Raw genomic sequence first — 20,755 nt, forward strand, 5'->3', positions numbered from 1 at the left:
TTCTGCTTCAATAAATTTTATCTTTCGTTAAATGGATGATACTTCTTGCTGTATCGACTTAAATAAATGACACGATACTTGATGTGTAGCTGATACTGTATCAAGTGTCGGTTGGACCTCTGCACATTTTTCTGTAGCAAAACGACAACGCTTATGGAATGCACAGCCACTCGGAGGATTAACCGGGCTTGGAACATCGCCAGATAAAATAATACGGTCCTTTTTATCAAAAGGATTTTCCTTAGGTATGGCCGATAACAAGGCTTGTGTGTAAGGATGCTGAGGTTTCTCATAAATTTCCTTGTATGAGCCAATTTCCACTATTTTTCCTAAATACATGACAGCAATACGATCACACATGTAGTTCACCACATTCAAATCATGTGAAATAAAAATATAGGTTAAACCGAATTCTTTCTGTAAATCTTTTAATAGATTGATAACCTGAGCCTGTACAGAGACATCTAATGCGGAAACTGGTTCATCACACACCACAATATCTGGATTCAGTGCAAGAGCCCGAGCAATATTAATGCGTTGTCTCTGTCCACCAGAAAATTCATGTGGATGACGCTTTGCATGGTAGGCACTTAATCCGACCGTTTCCAGTAATTCAACTACTCGCTTTTTACGAGATGCCTCATCACCAATCCCATGAATCACTAATGGCTCAGCAATAAGATATTCAATCGTTTTACGAGGATCGAGTGATGCATAAGGATTTTGGAAAACCATTTGGATGGATTTTCGAGCAGAACGGATATCTTTTGAATTTAAGCTTGCTAAATCCGTTCCCTTAAATTCAACTATTCCCTCTGTTGGTGAAATTAGCTGGTTGATTAAACGGGCGACTGTCGATTTACCACACCCCGACTCTCCCACAATCCCCAGTGTCTCACCTTTATATAACTCAAAACTTACACCATCTACCGCCTTCACAAATTGTGTTGGTTTTTTAAAAGGAATTGAACTTTTAATGGGAAAATGCTTTTTTAAATTACTGACCTTTAAGACAAGTTCATTGTACTGTTGCATTAAAAATTCCCTCCTTCCTTGGGACAATTTGATCTTTTGCTTGTAAATGGCAGGCTACAAAATGGTTGTCCTGTACTTCCACTAAGTCAGGCACCGTACTACGACAAATATCTGTTGCTAAAGGACATCGTGCTGAGAAGTGACAGCCACTATGTGGCATTGTTAAATCTGGCGGACTACCTGGAATAGCTGGCAGCCTTTGTTGCTCTTGTGTCCCCATTGTAATTTGAGACTCTAATAATCCCCACGTATAGGGATGTAAAGGTTTTTCATAGAGCTGTCTTGTTGTAGTAGACTCTACTGTACGACCTGCATACATAACATTTACTTTGTCACATAGCTCCCAAACCACACCTAAATCGTGCGTAATCATAATAATGGCTGTATCGTGTTCTTGTTGTAATTTTTTCATTAAATCAAGAATTTGAGCTTGTACAGTTACATCTAGTGCAGTTGTAGGCTCATCAGCAATGAGTAGTTTCGGGTTACAAGCCAGGGCAATAGCAATCATGACACGCTGACGCATTCCACCTGAAAATTCGTGAGGATACATTTTTAATCGTTTCTCTGGCTCAGGAATCCCAACCATTTTTAACATATCAACGGCTTTGATAGCAGCATCTTTCTTCGATATTGTCTCATGTGCTTGTATCACTTCAATAATTTGATTGCCCACTGTTAATACAGGATTCAAACTTGTAATAGGATCTTGGAAAATCATTGAGATGTCATTGCCTCGCACATTGCGCATTTCCCTTTCAGAAATTCCGATTAAATCGCGGCCATTAAATAGAATTTTTCCATTCGTTATTTTTCCTGGCGGAGATGGAATTAAACGCATGAGAGCAGTGGCTGTAACACTTTTTCCTGATCCTGACTCTCCCACAATACCTAGTGTTTCCTTCTTATTTAATTGTAAATTTACTCCATTAACAGCTTTCATTGTAGAGCCGCCACTTTTAAATTCTACTGTTAAGTTTTCTACATCTAGTAAACGTTCAGTCATGACTCCACCCCCTTCCATTAAACTTTCATTTTCGGATCTAATGCATCGCGCAGTCCGTCCCCTAATAGGTTAATCCCAAGAACTGTTAATAAAATACAAATGCCTGAAAATGTCGCCATTTGGGGATTTAATACTAAAAAGTCTTTGCCATCTTTTAAAATACTGCCCCATGAAGCTGTCGGTGGTTGAACACCTAATCCTAAAAAGCTAAGGGCAGCTTCTGAAATAATAGCGCCAGCTGTACTCATCGTTCCATATACAATTAAAGGGGCTAAACAGTTCGGTAATATATGGCTAAAAATGATCCTCGTATGTGTAGCACCTAAAGAATGCGTTACTTCAACGAATTCTTCCTCTTTTACACTTAACACCTGTCCTCGAACAAGTCGTGCGAAACCTGGAATATTAGCAATACCAATCGCAACAATAACATTGACAAGTCCTTGCCCTAATACCGTCATTAATGTAATAGCTAGTAATATAAATGGGAATGCGAAAAGACCATCCATTGTGCGCATAATAATGGAATCAATGCGTCCACCAAAATACCCTGCCACTAAGCCTAACAGTGTGCCAAACACAGCACCAAATAGCACCGCCGCAATCCCAACAATCATTGAGATTCGTGTACCGTAAACTAAGCGACTAAACAGATCACGACCATAGTTATCTGTTCCTAATAAATGTCCTTCTGTATTCATCGGTAAAAACGATTTACCGACAATCATTTCATTCGGTGGATGGGTAGCAATCAATGGGGCAAAAATAGCAACAATACCCATTAAAGTGACAATGATTAACCCAATTGTCGCTAATTTATTTTTTAGCAACTTGCGCAATAACGTATTTCTTTTTTTCGTTTCTTGGACGATTGCTTGAGTCATTGTTATTTTTTCCCCCCATCCGATTCTAAATTGACCTTAGGATTGACCACTTTATAAAGTACATCGACTACTAAGTTAACAAGCACAAAGATAAACGCAATGAAAATAACAGTACCTTGGACGACTACAAAGTCACGTTTATCAATGGCATCTACAATTAATCGACCCATCCCAGGCCAACTAAAAATTGTTTCTGTTAAAACCGCTCCGCCCAGTAAATTAGAAATTTGCATTCCTAACACGGTTAAAATCGGTGTTAGCGCATTCTTAAATGCATGTTTACCAATTACTAAATATTCTTTAATACCTTTAGAACGAGCTGTTTTAATATAATCTTGCGAAATAACCTCTAACATACTTGAACGGGTAATCCGTGCAAATGTCGCCATTGGAATCGTTGCTAAAGCAAATGCTGGCAAAATTAAATGCTTCAAATAGGTCCATAGGCCATCGCTGATATTCCCCATCCCAGTTGCTGGGAACCAACCAAGGTTAACACTAAAGAATAAGACAAGCATGATGCCCAACCAGAAAATTGGCATAGATACACCAACTAATGACACAAGCATTACAACATAATCAATGATGGTATTTTGCTTTCTCGCTGCAAATATTCCTGCTGGGATGCCAATCACGACGGCTATTAACAGCGCTGCCAATGCCAATATCACTGTATTAGGGAACCTTTCGAGAATAAGTCCGATGACAGACTCACTATAAGAATAGGAATATCCTAAATTTAACTGTGCTAGATCTCCTACATATGAAATAAATTGCGAAGGCATGGATTTATTTAATCCTAGCTCTTCTCTTAAATTCTCTACATCTTCTACACTCGCTTGTGGTCCAAGCATGACTGAAGCCGGGTCACCAGGAATCATTCGCGTAATAATAAAGACGATAATTCCTACTACTAGCAGTGTCGGGATGAGGTTAACTAATCTTTTTAAAATAAATGAGCCCATCTTAGCAAGACCTCCTTTTCATTATTAGAATCAGTGGTTCATATTGTGAATAATCAAATAGTACACCACTCATTAATTGTTTGTAAATATATTTTTTTCTGAATCTTTGTAATTTTATATTTACTTTCTATTTACAAGTGTGCTAATTTTAATCTCGAACCTACCATTTTTGAATCAACGGTTCATATTGTGAAACAAAAACTAAGGAGGCTAGTGCATATGAAGAAATTAAACGTAAGAAAGTCTTTACTACTACTCTTATTAACTTTACTAATTGGTGTTTTAGCTGCTTGTGGTGGAAATGAGAAAAGTACTTCAACGGATGAAAAAGAGGGAGAAGCTACTTCTGGAGGCACATTAAATATCGGTCTGTCAGCCAATGCAAAAACATTTGATCCGATCAAATATACAGGGGTTTATGAATCACAGGTGATGCGCCAAATGGGTGATACGTTAGTTGTTTATAACAAAGATCTATCTGATATCATCCCTTCGTTAGCAACTGAATGGAATGTATCAGAGGATATGTTAGTCTACACATTCAAATTACAAGAAGGTATTAAATTCCAAAAAGGTAAATATCAGGATGGACGTGAAATGACAGCTGAAGATGTGAAATACTCTTTAGAACGCTCTGCTAAAGAATCTGCTATGAATCGTTTAAGTGGTGTAACAGAAGTGAAAGTGTTATCGGATTATGAAGTAGAGATTCACTTAGCTACGCCAAATGCTGCCCTACTTGCTATGCTAACGGATGCAGGGAATATTATTATTCCAAAAGAAGAAGTTGAAGGATGGGGCGATAATTTTTCTGAACACTTTGTTGGTACAGGTCCATTCCAACTAACAGAATGGAAAAAAGACCAAGAAGTAAAATTAGTTCGTCACGATAATTACTGGGGCGATAAGCCAAATGTCGATAACTTAACAATGAAGTTTATCTCCGATCAAAATATGATGACAAACGCATTACGTTCTGGTGATATTGATATTGCCATGGACGTTAAAGGTCAAAACCGAGAAATCATCAACCAAGATAGTAGCCTTGAGCTTTTAACAAATCCAGGTCTATCCATTGTTTATCTTGACCTTAATAACAAAGTAGGTCCAACTGCTGACAAACGCGTTCGTGAAGCGATTTATATGGCAACAAATGTAGAAGAAATTATTTCTGGCGTTAACCAATGGGGTGGCGGCGATGTTTCTTATTTACCATTACCACCTGGTTCATGGGGATATGATCAATCGTTAGTTGATATGGTACCAAAATATAATCCAGAAGAAGCAAAAAAATTACTAGCAGAGGCTGGTTACGCTGATGGCTTCAAGACAGAGATTTTCGTATCAGAAGCACGTGTTCCTTACGCAACGATTTTCCAAAGTCAGTTAAAGAAGAACTTAAATATTGATGTGGAAATAAAAGTGCTTGAATGGGGTACTTACAGTGATACTGTGGCAAAGGGTAATGCGCCGATGAATATTGGTGGCTGGACTTGGTACCCAGATCCTTATTTCTTCCTTTATCAATTATTCCACACAAATCAAATTGGTGCGTTAGGAAATGGTAAAGGCTACAGCAATCCAGAAGTGGATAAATTATTAGACCGCGCCGTATCAGAAACAGTAGTGCAAGAAGAACGTGCAAAATTATACCAAGAAGCATTAAAGCTGATTTTAGCGGATGTTCCTCGTATTGAATTAGAGGCAACACAAACGGTTGCAGGTGTAAACAAAAAAGTACAGGGCTTTGAGGTTTCTGCTGATAACTCCGTACAAATTGTGCATCCAAATGGTACAAACGTATCCATTACTAAATAATTAAACTTGAAAAGTGGAGATACCAGTCTCCGCTTTTCTCTTCATAAGGAGAGATTTGACCCGATGACACGCTATATAAATGGACTTGTTTTTAATTCTGAGACTCGTAGCTTTAATAAGCAATCTTTTCAAGTGCAAGGGCAATACTTTGAACCCGCTACTCATTCACCTGAAACAGAGTTGGATTTAGATGGCTACTATATTACACCAGGTTTTATCGATAGCTGCTCACAAATCGGTCTAGCTGAAATAGGGATTCGTTGGGAAGGAGATGATAGCTATGAATTTGACTCACATCTGCAATATTCTGTAGTTGATGGCATATACCCCTTTGATACTGCTTTTCAAAAAGCTGTTTCTCATGGGGTGACGGCATCTCATATTGTTCCCTCTCCTAAAAGCTTGATAGGTGCAAAAACGGCTATTATTCATCATACACATACAACGGTTGATGAAATGGTTATTTCAAAAGATGTGGCTTATTCCTTCTCTATTGGACATCAGGCAAAAAGTACATTTTTCGCTGAAAAGAAAAAACCACTCACACGTATGGGCATCGCTAAAATTTTAAGAGAAACATTACAACAAATTCAGCAACAAGAGCCGTCCATTACGAAAATCGTTATTCGAGCACACAAAGCCGTTGATCTTGAATTCATTAGCCGCCTTCAACAAGAATTTGGGTCAATTTTTGATTTTCATATTATCCATGGCACTGAAATTACATTCCTTCATGAAACATCCTTTAATACGGTTATAGCTGGTCCTACATTTCGATATATTGAGCACAATGAGATGATGGCACTATCACCCAAACTGTATCATCAGCTGTATAAGAACAATATTCCATTCGTTTTTTGTACGGATCATCCTGTTAGTAGCACCTCGCATCTAACATTAGAAGGATGCTTAGCTGTAAGAGAAGGTATGGCACGCCAGGACGTGCTATATGCTCTGACAACCGGGGCTGCAAATTTTCTAGGGATTGCCCATAAAACAGGTGCTATTCGTGATGGTCTTCTTGCTGATTTTGTTATTTGGGATAAGCATCCATTAAATTTAGATGCCCAGGTTGTCGCAACCTATATTAAAGGAACAAAAGTTTATGCACGGGAAGAAGGGTTTACACAATGATTATTTATCATCATGCAAAGTTTCATACAGTCAATGAGCAGAACGATACTTGTGAACAGTTATGGATCGAAGATGGGCGTATTGTCTATATTGGACCAGCCAAAGAATTTCCCCCACAAGCAGAGCTTGTTGATCTACAGGGAGCTTATGTTACACCAGGATTAATTGATATTCATGCACATGTCGGAACATGGGCTGAAGTCACTGAAGACATTAATGATGCCAATGAATATAGCGAACCCTTTACACCTCTTATGCACGCTTTAGACAGTGTAGATATCCGACACTTTTCCTTTCAACATGCGTTAGAAGGGGGCGTAACCACTGTGCAAACTGGGCCAGGTAGTGCCAATGTCATAGGTGGTATTTGGAGCATTCTTAAAACAGCAGGACCTACCCTTTCCTCTCGTGTTTTAGTAGAGCGGAGCGGTTTAAAGGGGGCCCTAGGGGAAAATCCGAAAAACGTCTTTGGCAATCAGTATAAGCGCAAGCCGATGACTCGTATGGCCATTGCACAGCTTTTACGAGATGGTTTCCAACGTGCAAGTCACCTCAATGAACAACAACAAACTGAGCAAATTAAAGAAAATGCTGAGTTACGCCCGTTTATTGAAGTACTTCGAGGCGACATGCCACTTCGCCTTCACTGCCATAGAGCAGATGACATTATGACAGCAATTAGAATTGCCAAAGAATTTAATGTGAAGCTTCATTTAGAGCACTGCACAGAAGGCTATCTCGTAGTGGATGCCGTTAAAGAAAGTGGATTCCATGCAACGCTTGGGCCCTATATGTTAACGCCATCTAAATACGAAACGCGTCATTCTACACCAGCAATTGCTGCCGTTTTTAAAGAACATAATATTCCATTTGCTATCATGACAGATCATCCATTTGTACCAATTCAATACTTAAAGTATTGTGCCACAGAAGCGATTCGTTATGGTTTAGATAAAGACACAGCCCTCAAAAGTATTACGATCAATGCAGCTAAGCTTGTACAGCTTGATCACCGCATTGGCAGCCTTGAGGAAGGCAAAGATGCTGATTTTGTTGTTTGGTCGCACCCTATTTTTGAAACAGAAGCAAAGGTTTTACAAACTTATGTAAATGGACAAAAATATTACGAAGCGGAGTGAGCGCAATGCAACATTCGAAAATTGCCGTTGTAACAATTGGTCAGGCACCTCGTAAAGATATGGCAGAGGATATACAGCAATTAAGAGAAGCAGGTTTAGATGTTCATGAATTCGGTGTACTTGATTTACTATCCTCAGAGGAAATTGCTACACTTTCGCCTTCTCTTGAGGACTCAGATGTTTTAGTGACACTTCTTACCAATGGTCGACAAGTAAAGCTCAGTAAACAAAAGCTCATGCCTTATATTCAAAGCTGCATTGATGATCTACATGAATTCACTTGGATACTACTTATGTGTACAGGAGATTTTACGAATAAATTATCCTATAAAAATCTTTTACTACCTGATCGTATGATGACTAATTTAGTGAAGGGCTTACATACAGAATTAGCCATTGGTTTAATAGGCCCCGAACCCCAACAACATCGAACGGTTGCAGAGAAATGGCAAAAAGCACAGTTCGATGTAACTTTTTCAGCAAGCTCCCCATACCACTTTGATAACCAACATTTATTGTCAAAAGCACAACAATTAGAAGAGCAAGGAGCCGATTTGCTTATTCTTGATTGTATGGGCTATTCCACAACAATGAAAAACATGATTAAAGATCAACTCACTATCCCCATCATCGTCCCTCGAGAAGCGGTTTTTACAATTTTAAAAGCCATTTGTTAATAGAAGAAAAGGTCACTTCTGATTCAGTGACCTTTTCCCCTATTCGCTAGACACGTTTGTTGAAATAAGGAAGCTGCTCAACGAATGCCTTTGTATCATCATCTCCATATTCATGAACAAGTGCATAGATTTTCATTAATCTTTTATCTATTTCATCATTTTCTCTGTCTTGGTGATACTGTATATACGGTAACTGTGCACGCCATGCATTCGAAATTTCTAACAGTTGCATTTGCTGAAAGATTCTCTCAAATACATCTAATGCTTGTCGATCTACATTGAGTTCGAAATTCCATGGCCCTGCATATGGGTTGGTATAATACGTTCTATTGGCAAGTGAAAAATATACGCGCTGACGATCCATCTTTACGATTCACTCCTTTTTCCATAGTATGGGGTGATAGGTGGTGTTTTATTCGCTTTTATGTCAAACTTCCTTCACAATTAATAGAACCAGATAATTTATAATAGGTATGATGAATAAAGAACGGAGTGAATACTATGAGTTTAACTACGCTCTTAATAGTCGCAGTTATCATCGTTATTTTAATCACCATTGCGACAATTATCAGTGTCAACCGTGCCTATGCCTTTAAACATACTGTTGATGAAAAACCGAAGCAAAACTATCATCAAGAGGAAAATTAAATACCATTACCGAATTTGGAGTGAAAGAAATGGGCGTACCTTTACCAATTATCATTATGATTGCGATGATGATGCTAATGTTTGGTGTTTCTGTCATTATCATTATGAAGAAAAAAAATAATATTTTTACACAAACAATTGATCCAAAGCCTGAACAACATACGTCTCAGCAAAAGGAAGAGCAACGATGAAATACCCCTTTATTTGGCTCATCCAGTTTTATAGAAAATTTATTTCACCTATGACGCCACCTACTTGTCGTTTTCATCCTACCTGTTCTTCTTATGGGCTCGAAGCTTTTCAAAAGCACGGTGCATTCAAAGGCTTCCTCTTAACCATTACACGTATATCCAAATGCCATCCATTTCATCCTGGTGGCTTTGATCCTGTGCCTGAAAAATGGCCTTCGAAAAAGAATTAATTTCGGAGGGCATTTTTTTCTTGTACTTTTTTAAGTTGTGCGTTATCATAATAACTGTTCTAAAAAATAAATCGTAATGATTACTATTTAAGAGAGGTATCTTACTTATATGAAAAAACTATCTGTATTACTGTTAGTCGCAGTTCTTGCTTTATTTACTGCCGCTTGTGGAGACAAATCGTCCACATCCCAAAAGACTGAGGAAAAAGATAAATTAAGTATTTATACAACGGTTTATCCATTAAGCTATTTTGCACAGCGCATTGGTGGAGATTATGTTGAAGTAGCTTCAATTTACCCAGCTGGTGCGAATGAACACACCTTCGAGCCAACTCAAAAAGATATGATGAAATTAGCAGATGCTGATATCTTTTTCTATATTGGTTTAGGACTTGAAGGCTTTGTAGAAAACGCTAAAAAAACTTTAGCGAACGAAGATGTCACAATGGTGGCAACTGCTGATGACGTTTCAGATGATAAATTAGCTGTAAGCACAGGACATGTTCATGCAGAAGATGAAGAACATGAAGCAGACGCTCATGATGAGCATGAGCACGGTACAACCGAGGAAGAGCATGAACATGAAGGTGAAGAACATGGACATGATGAGCATGAGCATGGCGATATCGATCCGCATGTTTGGTTATCTCCTACAATTAGTCAAGACTTAGCACTGGCTATCAAAAACACACTAGTTGAAAAAATGCCAGCTCAGGAGGCAACTTTTAACACAAATTATGATGCATTAGTAAAAGAATTACAGGATTTAGATCAAGATTTCAAAGCAATGACTGACAAAGCACAAAATAAAACATTCTTTGTATCCCATGCTGCATTTGGCTATATTGCTGGTCAATACGGCTTAACTCAAGTGCCGATTGCTGGCTTGAATTCACAAAATGAGCCATCTCAAAAGGAATTAACAAAGATTGTAGACAAAGCAAATGAATTGCACATTCACTATATTTTATTTGAACAAAATGTCTCTTCCAAATTAGCAGAGATTATTCAAAAAGAAGTTGGTGCAGAATCTCTTGTCTTGCATAATTTAAGCGTATTAACAGCTGATGATGAAAAAAATAAAGAAACCTATTTCACATTGATGCAAAAAAATATTCAAACATTAGAAAAAGCTTTAAGCGTTCAATAATATGAGTAAGGAGGTGCCCCGCTATTGGGACACCTCCTTTATTATGACGTATTTTTCTTGTGGCATTCGTTTTCCCGTTCGATAAAAAGACGTTTGCCACTTCATTGTTTTTTGCTTAGTTACATGCTTAGCTTTTGGCTGAAGGACAACAAAAGTCATTATACTACTTTCTACTAGTATCGGTGGCCACTCCGTAAAGTTAAACTGAATTGAATTGTCTTGTTTATTTGTTTTTTGAGTTACAAGCTTCATCGGCTGTTCCACTAATGGTTGTACGGCTAACCGATTTTCTTCGATGATTGATAACCCTATAATTTGATTCAATTGATGTTGTATAGGCGTTGCTAAACTTTGTCTTTTTATTTCTTCCTGCAAATCTATAAATTTCTCGCTTGTTGCAGCGGGGAAACTTGCATAATCCCATGTATGATCTTGTGCTAATTGGCGATCCGACACTAAAAAATATTGATAGCGCACTTCTCCTTTACGATCAGGCAAAGGGTCATCCCATGTCACATCAATATGATACCAAGCATGATCAAGTTTCACTAATACCCAGGCATGTAGCTGTTCTCCTACTTTTCCAGGTACATATTGTACCTCAAAACCCAACATTTCTAACATTCGATATAGCACTAAAGCATATGCCTGACAGACGCCCTTATTCTCCGTTAATAATGTATAAGGAGAATATTGACTTCCTTCTGTTTCCTTAGAGTATTCCGCGTACAATACAATAAAATCATGTGCAGCCTGTAGTTTTTCTATGTCACTTAATCCATGCATAGGTGCAATAATATTTTCCAAAGTTTGCTCGACAAATAATGCCTCTGTTTGTGAGAGATGATACGTAAATGCAAAGGCAATGACAATATTATTGCTATAACCTTCGTACTTCCATTGGAAACTTGAAATATTAGTATAAATATAAGAGTTTTCAATTGCATTTTTAGTAATTTCTGTTAGTTCATCCTTTATCTCGGATAAGTCTCCAGTATAACGAATCGAGAATTCGGATGATAGATGCATAACTTCTTTATTAATGAGAGATTGTAGTGTTTCAATTGAATGAGCTGTTGCTACATCTTCTTTTTCATAGTTTGCAAATACTTGCACATGACTCATTTGTAGAACAAATAATATAATGACAACATTATATATATATTTCCTCATATGAGTCATTCTCCTTTACTAAATAGTTTATGCCTCTCTTTTTTTATTATGTTAATAAATGATTAATTTCATGCTAAAAGTTCAAATAAAAAAGAAGCCTCCTTTTAAGAAGACTTCTTTCAAAAATTTTTTATTGTAATAATTTCCGTCTCAACAATTTATCCGCACCATTGCGCGGAAGACTGTCTGTAATAATCATTTCTTTAGGTACTTTATATTTAGCAAGTTTTTGTAAACAAAAGGCCTTTAGTTGCTCAACAGATACCTGCTCATTTAACACGATAAATGCGATGGGTACCTGTCCCCATTGTTCATCAGGCATACCGCATACACCTGCCTCTTTGACAGCTGGGTGTGTGAGTAGTACATTTTCTATTTCTGCAGGATAAATATTTTCTCCCCCTGAAATAATTAAATCAGCCCTTCGATCAATGACGAATAAATAACCCTCTTCATCCAAATAACCAATATCACCTGTATGAAGCCAGCCAGCCTTCGTTGCATTTTTTTGCACAAAACGTCCAATATAGCCAGGTGTGACATGGGGACCTCGAATGCAAATTTCCCCTTCACCTTTAGCATTTGGCTCAGCAATCATTATTTGATTAAAAAATAAAGGCTTTCCAGCAGAACCAATTTTCCGCATAGCATCTTCACTTGCCAATGTGGCAGTTTGTGAGGAGGTTTCTGTCATCCCATACGTTTGTGCTACAGCTAAATTTAACGCATGTGCTCTCGCTAAATAATCAACGGGAACAGGTCCACCTCCAGCTAACATTAACTTAAAATAAGATGAAGCTTTCGCCTTGCGTTGCTCTAGCGTATGTAGAATTCGTTCCAAGGTCACCGCTACAACAGACATATGGGTGACATCCCCATCCATAATATTTTGTGCGATAGCTTCTACATCAAATTGCTCATATAAAAAGATTTGATTTCCATATAGCAGTGAACGCACTAAAATGGAGAATCCACTAATATGGAATAAAGGGACCGCACATAGCCAAACATCCTGAGCCTGCAGCCCAATATTTAAAACGGAGGCAGTGGCACTAGCCTGATGATTTCCAACTGTTTGGCGAACCCCTTTTGGAAAGCCTGTTGTACCCGACGTATACATAATCGTTGTTGTTTGATGAAGAGGCCATTCCTTGACAATATCTACTGCACTCTCTGCACCCTTTTCAATTGCTGAAAATAAATGATAGGTTGTTTCAGATGGCAGCTTTTCTACATCCTCATCGGCAACCAATACTGCTACAGCCTCTGAATCCTCTAACTGATAAGCCAACTCATCCTGTGATAGTCTACGATTAAGCATCACCATTTCACATTGCAGATGCATGCAGGCATACATCATGATCACAAGCTCAGGCTTACTTGGCCCCATAATAGCAATTCGATCACCCTGTTGAATACCGAGTGTCACTAATTGTCGAGCACGTTTTATCGATTCATCATTTAATTCTTGAAAAGTCCAGCTTTGCTTTTTAAAAGTAAGTGCCTTGCGCAAAGGTGTTAAATAAGCTCTCTGTAAAATCCAGTTAGGATACATCTTTGTCACTCCAATCACCCTACATCTTAACGCTTTCCCATCTAGTTTGTCTATTACTCCATGTAGTATCTAGCTTTTTAGTGAATACCTCTATCCTTCACATATTGAGTTCTATCCGCTACTTTAAGAATTTTATCCACCTTTTAGCCGCTTCTATCCCCTACTTTTAGATTTTTATCCTCAATCTGCTCAAGACATATAAAAAGCTCGTATCTCCAAAAGATACGAGCTTTCAACCCTATACTAATCAAGGGAATCTTGGGAATTGACCGAAATCTGGTTGACGTTTTTCTTTGAATGCATCGCGGCCTTCTTTTGCTTCATCAGTTGTGTAGTAAAGAAGTGTAGCATCTCCAGCCATTTGTTGAAGACCTGCTAAACCATCTGTATCTGCATTCATTGCTGCTTTTAAGAAGCGTAGTGCAGTCGGTGACATCTGAAGCATTTCTTCACACCATTGAACTGTCTCATCTTCCAATTGCGCATAAGGCACAACTGTATTGACTAAGCCCATATCAAGTGCTTGTTGTGCATCGTATTGACGGCATAGGTACCAAATTTCACGTGCCTTTTTATGACCAATAATACGAGCAAGATAGCCTGAGCCATAACCAGCATCGAATGAACCTACTTTTGGTCCAGTTTGTCCAAAGCGAGCATTGTCAGCTGCAATTGTTAAGTCACAGACAACATGTAAAACGTGACCTCCACCAATTGCGTAGCCAGCTACCATTGCTACTACAGGTTTTGGAATTACACGGATTAAACGTTGTAAATCAAGAACGTTTAGACGTGGAATTTCATCTTCTCCTACGTAGCCACCGTGACCGCGAACTTTTTGGTCTCCACCTGAGCAGAAAGCATGTTCACCTTCACCAGTTAGAATAATAACACCGATATTTTTATCATCGCGTGCACGTGAGAATGCGTCAATCATTTCCATTACCGTTTTTGGGCGGAATGCATTACGCACTTCTGGACGGTTAATCGTAATTTTTGCGATACCGTTATAGAACTCATACTTAATGTCTTCATAAGTATGTAATGTTGTCCATTGACGTGTCATTGAATTGCCTCCTATATCATTAAATTCGTCTCGTTTCTAGCGAGGCGCTAACGTAATCGTATATTACGTTAAATACTCCTCTACTATTGTAGCAAACTCAGCGGGATTTTCCACATGAATTGCATGTCCAGCGTCATTTACTGTTAAATGCTTAACAGTATTTAATAGCGCTTTCATTTCTAGTGCAATTTTACAAAATTTTTCATCCAATGAACCAGTAATTAGCAGGACAGGTATTTCTAATTGCGTCAGTCTATCCCAATTTGAAGGTTGAACGCCTGTCCCGATACCTCTCAAGCTACCAGCGAGTCCCTCTTCCTTTTGTGAAAGTCGCTCTTCTCGAATGGTTTCTCTTACCCTTTTAGGTAGACGTTGCTGTGAAGCAAAAAGCGGGATGCTTTCCCATGCATTGACAAAGGACAGTAAACCATTTGTCATTATTTTTTGCGCCAGTTCTTCATCTCGCTTACAACGTTCATGTTGCTCTTCCATTGTTCGCAAGCCAGGAGAAGCACTTTCTAAAATGAGCTGATGTATACGAGCTGGATACGAAATGGCATAGGATAAAGCGATTCTTCCACCCATTGAATAGCCTAACAGCGTAAATTTCTCTAAATGAAGCTGGCAAAATAGTTCTTCTAAATCCTGTAATTGCTCCTCCATAGAAAAACGCTGTACGTGCTGTGGAATAGCTGTTTGACCATGTCCGATTAAATCAACGGCAATAACACGCACATGAGGTAGAGCTTGTGCTAGATTATGCCATGTTGCTGAGCTACCAGTAAATCCATGTAAGGCAACAACTGTGTATTCACCGTTTTCATTCCATATGTCGACATGGGTTTCAAGACCACGAATCATCCACTTTGTCATGCTTTTAACTCCGCATTAATTCGATTCCATAGACCTCGATGTGCATTCACATTCTCGGCTCTATCTGTAAATATTTCAACTAATCGTAAAGAATGGTTTTTACATGTTGAAAATTTCTCAGAAAGCTCAGAGATTGTTTCGACACGTACATAGTCCATATCATACATATGTGCAATGTCACGGAATTCAAGGGCTGTAGGTGTGCCAAATAAATCCTCATAGTGATCTTCAACAGTTGACTGTGGTAAATAAGAAAAAATACCACCGCCATCATTATTCATCACAATGATCGTTAAGTTACATTCCTGATATCTGGAAGCAATGAGTCCATTCACATCATGTAAAAAGGCTAAATCACCAATCAGTAAATAACTTTCTCGATTATTCCCCTGACTGAAACCGATTGCTGTTGATACGACACCATCAATCCCGTTCGTTCCTCGATTGGCAAAAACACGTAGATCTTTTGGTGTAGCCAATAAAAATGTATCAATATCTCGTACTGGCATACTACTGCTTACGAAAATATCACTACCGTCAGGAATCATTTTGAGTAAACGACTGACTATAGCCCCTTCATCTTTTTCTACCTCTGCGTATTGTTCAATAAACATAGAAGCAAGCTGATTTGCTTTTTGCCATTCGACTAAGTATGTTTCCTCGATAGCCGTTTCAGTGATAGCTAATTCTGTTAGCCACTGATCGACATTCGCATGAATAAAATGCGTAGATACACCTGTAGCATCTCTAAACATAGGGTCTTCATCGATAATCACATACGCATTTGGACGTGACTTTGTAATAAATTGCATTATAAACTTCGAAACTGGTTGTGCCCCTATTCGGATTACTGTATCTGGTTGCACCAGTGCTTTGAAGTCATCACTCTTCATAATGGCATCATAGGTTGTCACGATAAATGGTAAACAATCCTCTGGTACGGATGTACGCATATTCGATAAACTTTCAACAATGACAGGCCACTTCAGCTGACGTACAAATTCCCAAACTATGGATAATTCTGTACCAAGAGCTAACTCACCGATGATCATAAAACCTCTTTTAGTTGATTGTATAATAGAGGATAGTTCCTGTTGATCCACGCGTGTTGGGGTTAATTGTCCCATACTGCTGTGCTTAAACGTCACTGCTGGTAGCTCCTGCTGTAAATCAATTAATAGTGGTTCACGGAAAGGTACATTAATATGGACTGGTCCAAAAGGTGCGCTCGTGGCAATGGCTACCGCACGAGCAAGATGACGCTCAATAAAAGGCAATGTTGGTTCAGCACCATCTGCTAACGGAAAATCAACACTCCACTTTACATGTGAACCATATAAATTGGGTTGGTTGATAGCCTGTGGGGCGCCTACCTCACGTAATTCATGTGGGCGATCAGCTGTTATAATGATTAATGGTACACGTGCATAGCTTGCCTCCACAATCGCAGGAAAATAGTTAGCTGCTGCTGTACCAGATGTACATAAAAGAACCACAGGCTTAGTAGTTGCCTTAGCAAGCCCTAGCGCAAAGAATGCTGCTGAGCGCTCGTCTACCTGCCGATACATTTTTACTTGTTTAGTAGAAGCAACCGCATAAGCAAGCGGTGTTGAACGTGAGCCTGGACTAACGACAACATTCTCTACACCAGCTTGCACTAGCGATGCGACCATTTTATAAACATAATCTGTTAGTATTTTTCGTTCACTCATGTAATTGTCCCCCTAGCGCACGAAGCATTGGACGGAATTTTACTAATGTTTCTTCATATTCAGATTGCGGCTCTGAATCTGCGACGATTCCACCGCCTGCATATAAATAAGCTTTATCATTTAGTAAGGCTGCTGAACGTATGGCAACTGCAAACTCACCGTTACCCTCTGCATCTAGCCAGCCTATTGGCGCAGCATACAGTCCCCGATTCATCGGCTCATATTTACGGATGGCTGCCAATGCTTCTTTGCGTGGTACACCACCTAAAGCGGGTGTTGGATGTAATGATTTAGTCAATTGTAAGATTGTTGCATCCTGATTTAACTGACCTTCAACAGGCGTATACAGATGTTGAATATCTCGTATTTTTAACAAGCGTGGTCTATCTGGCACCGTCATGTCCACACAATTTTTACGGAATGTTTCCGCAATCATATCCACAACATACTGATGTTCTCCGCCATTTTTAGGGTCATTTAATAAACTTTGTCCAAAAGCCTCATCTTCCTCTGCAGTCTTACCTCGTTTAATTGAGCCAGCAACACAAGAAGAAAATGCTCGACCATCTTCTACCTTCACAAGTCGTTCAGGTGATGCTCCGAAAAATAATAAATGTCTATGCTCTAAACCAAATAAATAGCTTTCTGGTTGTTCATGAATAATTTGAGAAAGTACTTGTGGTGCGGATACATACTCTTTAAATTGCAAAGCAAGTGATCGTGCAATGACCACTTTATCTGCCTTTTTCTGTTTAATTAATGCTGTCACTTGATCGATTGAGGCTAAATAAGGCTCTTTATATGGTTCAAAATAACTTATGATTTCAGGTTTTGTATACGTTTTCACTTCTTTAACCTGAGCTGCATGGATTAAATGATCGCGCTCTTTTCTTAGCGCTTCGAACTGATCCTCAGCCTGTTGGTCTTGTGTCAAAAGGTGAATACTTACGTATGCTTTATCATCGCGTATCACCAGTTGAAACGTTGCTAATGCAAAATAAGCCTCTGGGAAATCCGTCCATTCCCCGTCTACATTATTTTGAGGATCAAATGTAAAACCGCCAAACAAAATTGGTTGTAACGCTTGTTGACCTTTTGGACAGTTTTTCGTTATGTTTTTCCATTCCGCTTCAACTGCATCAAAGCGGTTTTCTTTAGCGTTGTTTTGAATAGTATGAGCATGTCCTAGCCCAACTAATGTCATTGTTTTTTCTCTATTTTGCCAATAAAATCGTTCACCTTTATAACATTCCTCGCCAGCTGCATAAAACGCCAGTGCAGATAGGCGACTTACTTCCATTGTTTCCATATAAAAATGAAGGCTTTGGCCCAAAGAGTCCACTTCTACTTCTGTGGCTTGGTACCACTTCTGTTGCATGAAAATTACCTCCGTTGTTGCAATGTACATAATGAATGATGGTTAAATAACACATCATATTTTGGTTGGCAACACGTGATTCGTCCTGTTGCTAATCGTTCTTTTTTATTTTCAGTTCATAAATGCATGTTCTATTGTATCACTTTTTTTCATTAAACAGTATGTAATAAGCTGTGAACCTACCCATTTTCTCAATCTTCGTTTAAAATAAGAAGAGTCGACAACATTTGAAGGAGAGAAAGACCTTATGACCAAAGTCATTGAAGCTGATAGGGGTTTTAAAGTTTGGTGGCATTTAACACGTCCACATACTTTAACCGCTTCATTTGTTCCTGTATTCCTAGGAACAGCAATTGCCTTAGCAATTGAAAAAGAAACAATTGATTTTGGACTATTTTTTGCTATGCTCATTGCAAGTATGCTTATACAAGCAGCAACGAATATGTTCAATGAATATTATGATTACAAATTAGGATTAGATAACGAGCATTCCGTCGGGATTGGCGGAACGATTGTCCGTCATGGTGTACAGCCAAAAACAATTATGATGATTGCATTAAGCTTTTATGCTATTGCCATGCTTCTTGGCATTTACATATGTGCCTCAACATCTTGGTGGTTAGCTGTTGTCGGACTTGTTTGTATGCTTATTGGCTTTTTATATACAGGTGGACCATACCCAATCGCCTATTCGCCATTTGGTGAAATTGTTTCTGGCGCAGTAATGGGGATGGGCATTGTATTAATTGCCTTCTATATTCAAGCGCTTACAGTAACACTAGATGCTGTCTTGCTCTCTGTACCAAGCATGATTTTAGTCGGTGCCATTATGCTATCGAACAATATACGTGATATTGTTGGCGATACAGAAGGCGGACGAAAAACCTTAGCTATTTTGGTAGGACGTGATAATGCAATTTCCGTGTTATCAGGCTTTTTTATCGTCTCTTATTTATGGGTGATTGCTCTTGTAGCAGTTGATGGTATTACTTTTTGGGCATTAATCATCTTCCTAAGTATTCCAAAACCATTACGTGCCATTCAAATTTTCCGAGACAAAAAAGAAGCCAAAGAGGTAATGCCTGCAATGAAATATACAGCGCAAACAAATACATTCTTCGGCTTCCTATTAGGAATCGGTTTATTAATTCATTATTTCTTTTATTAAGATGCGGCAGCCTTAACGGGTTGCTGCTTTTTTTACATAGCGTCGAAAATTTTGGCTTGCAATACCATACACTTCTTCATCTGAAAAGCGTGTACGTAATGCCTCTAGTAAATTTTGCGCCTCTCCTGCATGGGCTAAGCCACTGACAGTCCTATCAATCCCATCAAAATCGGAGCCTAATCCAATATGCTCCACGCCTACCAGTTTAGCTAAATGCTCCACATGCCCCACTAAATGGTCTAGTGTTGCACCTTTGCCTATAAAGAGTGGGAAATAAACTACATGGATATGTCCTCCCGCCTCAACAAGTGCCTTTGCCTGGGCATCAGTTAAGTTACGCGGGTGATCACATAGTGCACGTGCATTACTATGGCTTGCAATAATATGCTTTGCAAGCGGCAAGACATCCCAAAAGCTTTGCTCATTTAGATGGGACACATCAATAATAATATCGCGTTCATTTAATAATTGTATAACTTCTTTACCAAATGGCTTTAAACCAAGAGTTGCATCCTGTTCAGCACCATGGGCCACAGCATTTTCTTCATTCCATGTTAAACCTACCAACTTCACCCCTGCATCCAGTACAGCTGTCAGTTTTGTTAAATCTTCGCCAATGGCACTACAGCCCTCTAAGCTTAAAATGGCTCCTATTTCGTGGGGAGCTAATTGATCTAACTGTGCCCAATCTGTAATATGCACCATGCCCTCTGTTTGTAATACGTGAGTATGGAATGCTTCGATTTGGCGCATGACCTCAAGAAATTGCAAATTTTGTGGGATTTTTGGGTCAATAAAGATAGCGAACACTTGAGCCTCTACTTGCCCTAATTGCAATCTTTTTTGATTAGCATGTATTCGCACATCCTCTGCAAAATTTGCCGTTTCAAGAGTAGTTAACTTTAAAAGCGCATCACAATGTAAATCAATAATCTTCATATCCTCACCTCTAC

Annotated in this window: 21 protein-coding genes; 9 read left to right on the forward strand and 12 right to left on the reverse strand. The window is 38.8% G+C overall.

The features are described 5' to 3' along the window. Window positions 1–27: 27 nt before the first annotated feature. The 4 genes from LCP48_RS17740 to LCP48_RS17755 are packed head-to-tail and all read right to left on the reverse strand — an operon-like array spanning window position 28 to window position 3,890. Complete coding sequence (locus LCP48_RS17740) at window positions 28–1,035, reverse strand: ABC transporter ATP-binding protein (protein ID WP_004225956.1); 1,008 nt, start codon at window positions 1,033–1,035, stop codon at window positions 28–30. Further along, window positions 1,019–2,041 carry an ABC transporter ATP-binding protein gene (locus LCP48_RS17745; protein ID WP_004225953.1) on the reverse strand — a complete coding sequence of 341 codons (1,023 nt, stop codon included), beginning with the start codon at window positions 2,039–2,041 and terminating at the stop codon, window positions 1,019–1,021. The genes LCP48_RS17740 and LCP48_RS17745 overlap by 17 nt, the downstream gene beginning before the upstream one ends. A 17-nt stretch (window positions 2,042–2,058) precedes the next feature. Beyond that, window positions 2,059–2,925, reverse strand: a complete 867-nt coding sequence (locus tag LCP48_RS17750) for an ABC transporter permease (RefSeq protein WP_004225950.1) — start codon at window positions 2,923–2,925, stop codon at window positions 2,059–2,061. Window positions 2,926–2,927: 2 nt separating this feature from the next. Continuing rightward, entirely contained in the window at window positions 2,928–3,890 is a 963-nt protein-coding gene (locus LCP48_RS17755) for an ABC transporter permease (protein WP_004225947.1), read from the reverse strand. A 219-nt stretch (window positions 3,891–4,109) separates the two neighbouring features. Between LCP48_RS17755 and LCP48_RS17760 the strand changes: the two genes are divergently transcribed. The 4 genes from LCP48_RS17760 (at window position 4,110) to LCP48_RS17775 (ending at window position 8,658) form a co-directional block, all read left to right on the forward strand. Then, on the forward strand, window positions 4,110–5,708 hold the full coding sequence (locus tag LCP48_RS17760; RefSeq protein ID WP_004225944.1) for an ABC transporter substrate-binding protein: 1,599 nt from the start codon (window positions 4,110–4,112) through the stop codon (window positions 5,706–5,708). A 63-nt stretch (window positions 5,709–5,771) separates the two neighbouring features. Then, the gene (locus LCP48_RS17765; protein WP_009371458.1) at window positions 5,772–6,842 is read left to right on the forward strand and encodes an amidohydrolase family protein; all 1,071 of its coding nucleotides are present in this window, start codon (window positions 5,772–5,774) and stop codon (window positions 6,840–6,842) included. Next, on the forward strand, window positions 6,839–7,981 hold the full coding sequence (locus LCP48_RS17770) for an amidohydrolase (RefSeq protein WP_009371460.1): 1,143 nt from the start codon (window positions 6,839–6,841) through the stop codon (window positions 7,979–7,981). Before LCP48_RS17765 ends, LCP48_RS17770 begins: the two co-directional genes overlap by 4 nt. Before the next feature lie 5 nt (window positions 7,982–7,986). Further along, the gene (locus LCP48_RS17775; protein WP_225340401.1) at window positions 7,987–8,658 is read left to right on the forward strand and encodes an AroM family protein; all 672 of its coding nucleotides are present in this window, start codon (window positions 7,987–7,989) and stop codon (window positions 8,656–8,658) included. A gap of 46 nt (window positions 8,659–8,704) precedes the next feature. On the opposite strand, the gene LCP48_RS17780 is transcribed toward LCP48_RS17775, so the two are convergent. Continuing rightward, window positions 8,705–9,022, reverse strand: a complete 318-nt coding sequence (locus LCP48_RS17780; protein ID WP_009371464.1) for a hypothetical protein — start codon at window positions 9,020–9,022, stop codon at window positions 8,705–8,707. Window positions 9,023–9,159: 137 nt separating this feature from the next. On the opposite strand from LCP48_RS17780, the gene ytzI reads away from it, so the two are divergent. From ytzI to LCP48_RS17800, 4 genes are all read left to right on the forward strand, one after another. Further along, entirely contained in the window at window positions 9,160–9,306 is a 147-nt protein-coding gene (gene ytzI / locus LCP48_RS17785) for a YtzI protein (RefSeq protein ID WP_004225932.1), read from the forward strand. Between the two features lie 29 nt (window positions 9,307–9,335). Further along, window positions 9,336–9,497 (forward strand): hypothetical protein, encoded by a 162-nt coding sequence (locus tag LCP48_RS17790; protein WP_004225927.1) that lies wholly within the window; start codon window positions 9,336–9,338, stop codon window positions 9,495–9,497. Then, complete coding sequence (yidD, locus tag LCP48_RS17795; protein ID WP_016992521.1) at window positions 9,494–9,727, forward strand: membrane protein insertion efficiency factor YidD; 234 nt, start codon at window positions 9,494–9,496, stop codon at window positions 9,725–9,727. The genes LCP48_RS17790 and yidD overlap by 4 nt, the downstream gene beginning before the upstream one ends. Before the next feature lie 109 nt (window positions 9,728–9,836). After that, the gene (locus LCP48_RS17800; RefSeq protein WP_225340402.1) at window positions 9,837–10,877 is read left to right on the forward strand and encodes a metal ABC transporter solute-binding protein, Zn/Mn family; all 1,041 of its coding nucleotides are present in this window, start codon (window positions 9,837–9,839) and stop codon (window positions 10,875–10,877) included. Window positions 10,878–10,898: 21 nt separating this feature from the next. Here the strand turns inward: LCP48_RS17800 and LCP48_RS17805 are convergent, their stop codons facing one another. The 6 genes from LCP48_RS17805 to LCP48_RS17830 form a co-directional block, all read right to left on the reverse strand. After that, window positions 10,899–12,050 carry a transglutaminase domain-containing protein gene (locus LCP48_RS17805; RefSeq protein ID WP_004225921.1) on the reverse strand — a complete coding sequence of 384 codons (1,152 nt, stop codon included), beginning with the start codon at window positions 12,048–12,050 and terminating at the stop codon, window positions 10,899–10,901. A 130-nt stretch (window positions 12,051–12,180) separates the two neighbouring features. Beyond that, a complete protein-coding gene (locus tag LCP48_RS17810) occupies window positions 12,181–13,605 on the reverse strand; it encodes an o-succinylbenzoate--CoA ligase (protein ID WP_216485363.1) in 1,425 nt (474 codons plus the stop codon). A 247-nt stretch (window positions 13,606–13,852) separates the two neighbouring features. After that, a complete protein-coding gene (menB, locus tag LCP48_RS17815) occupies window positions 13,853–14,671 on the reverse strand; it encodes a 1,4-dihydroxy-2-naphthoyl-CoA synthase (protein WP_004225917.1) in 819 nt (272 codons plus the stop codon). Between the two features lie 63 nt (window positions 14,672–14,734). Beyond that, window positions 14,735–15,544, reverse strand: coding sequence for a 2-succinyl-6-hydroxy-2,4-cyclohexadiene-1-carboxylate synthase (menH, locus tag LCP48_RS17820; protein ID WP_216485355.1), 810 nt, complete (start codon window positions 15,542–15,544; stop codon window positions 14,735–14,737). After that, the gene (gene menD / locus LCP48_RS17825; RefSeq protein WP_225340403.1) at window positions 15,541–17,256 is read right to left on the reverse strand and encodes a 2-succinyl-5-enolpyruvyl-6-hydroxy-3-cyclohexene-1-carboxylic-acid synthase; all 1,716 of its coding nucleotides are present in this window, start codon (window positions 17,254–17,256) and stop codon (window positions 15,541–15,543) included. Before menD ends, menH begins: the two co-directional genes overlap by 4 nt. Continuing rightward, on the reverse strand, window positions 17,249–18,634 hold the full coding sequence (locus LCP48_RS17830) for an isochorismate synthase (protein ID WP_216485354.1): 1,386 nt from the start codon (window positions 18,632–18,634) through the stop codon (window positions 17,249–17,251). Before LCP48_RS17830 ends, menD begins: the two co-directional genes overlap by 8 nt. 247 nt (window positions 18,635–18,881) lie before the next feature. Here LCP48_RS17830 and LCP48_RS17835 point away from each other — a divergent pair, with 247 nt between their 5' ends. Next, window positions 18,882–19,802 carry a 1,4-dihydroxy-2-naphthoate polyprenyltransferase gene (locus tag LCP48_RS17835; RefSeq protein WP_016992515.1) on the forward strand — a complete coding sequence of 307 codons (921 nt, stop codon included), beginning with the start codon at window positions 18,882–18,884 and terminating at the stop codon, window positions 19,800–19,802. 12 nt (window positions 19,803–19,814) lie between these two features. On the opposite strand, the gene LCP48_RS17840 is transcribed toward LCP48_RS17835, so the two are convergent. Then, a complete protein-coding gene (locus LCP48_RS17840) occupies window positions 19,815–20,741 on the reverse strand; it encodes a dipeptidase (protein WP_066038114.1) in 927 nt (308 codons plus the stop codon). Window positions 20,742–20,755: the final 14 nt, after the last annotated feature.

It is taken from the genome of Lysinibacillus capsici (genome assembly GCF_020217405.1).
In the GTDB taxonomy this organism is placed as follows: Bacteria; Bacillota; Bacilli; order Bacillales_A; family Planococcaceae; genus Lysinibacillus; species Lysinibacillus capsici.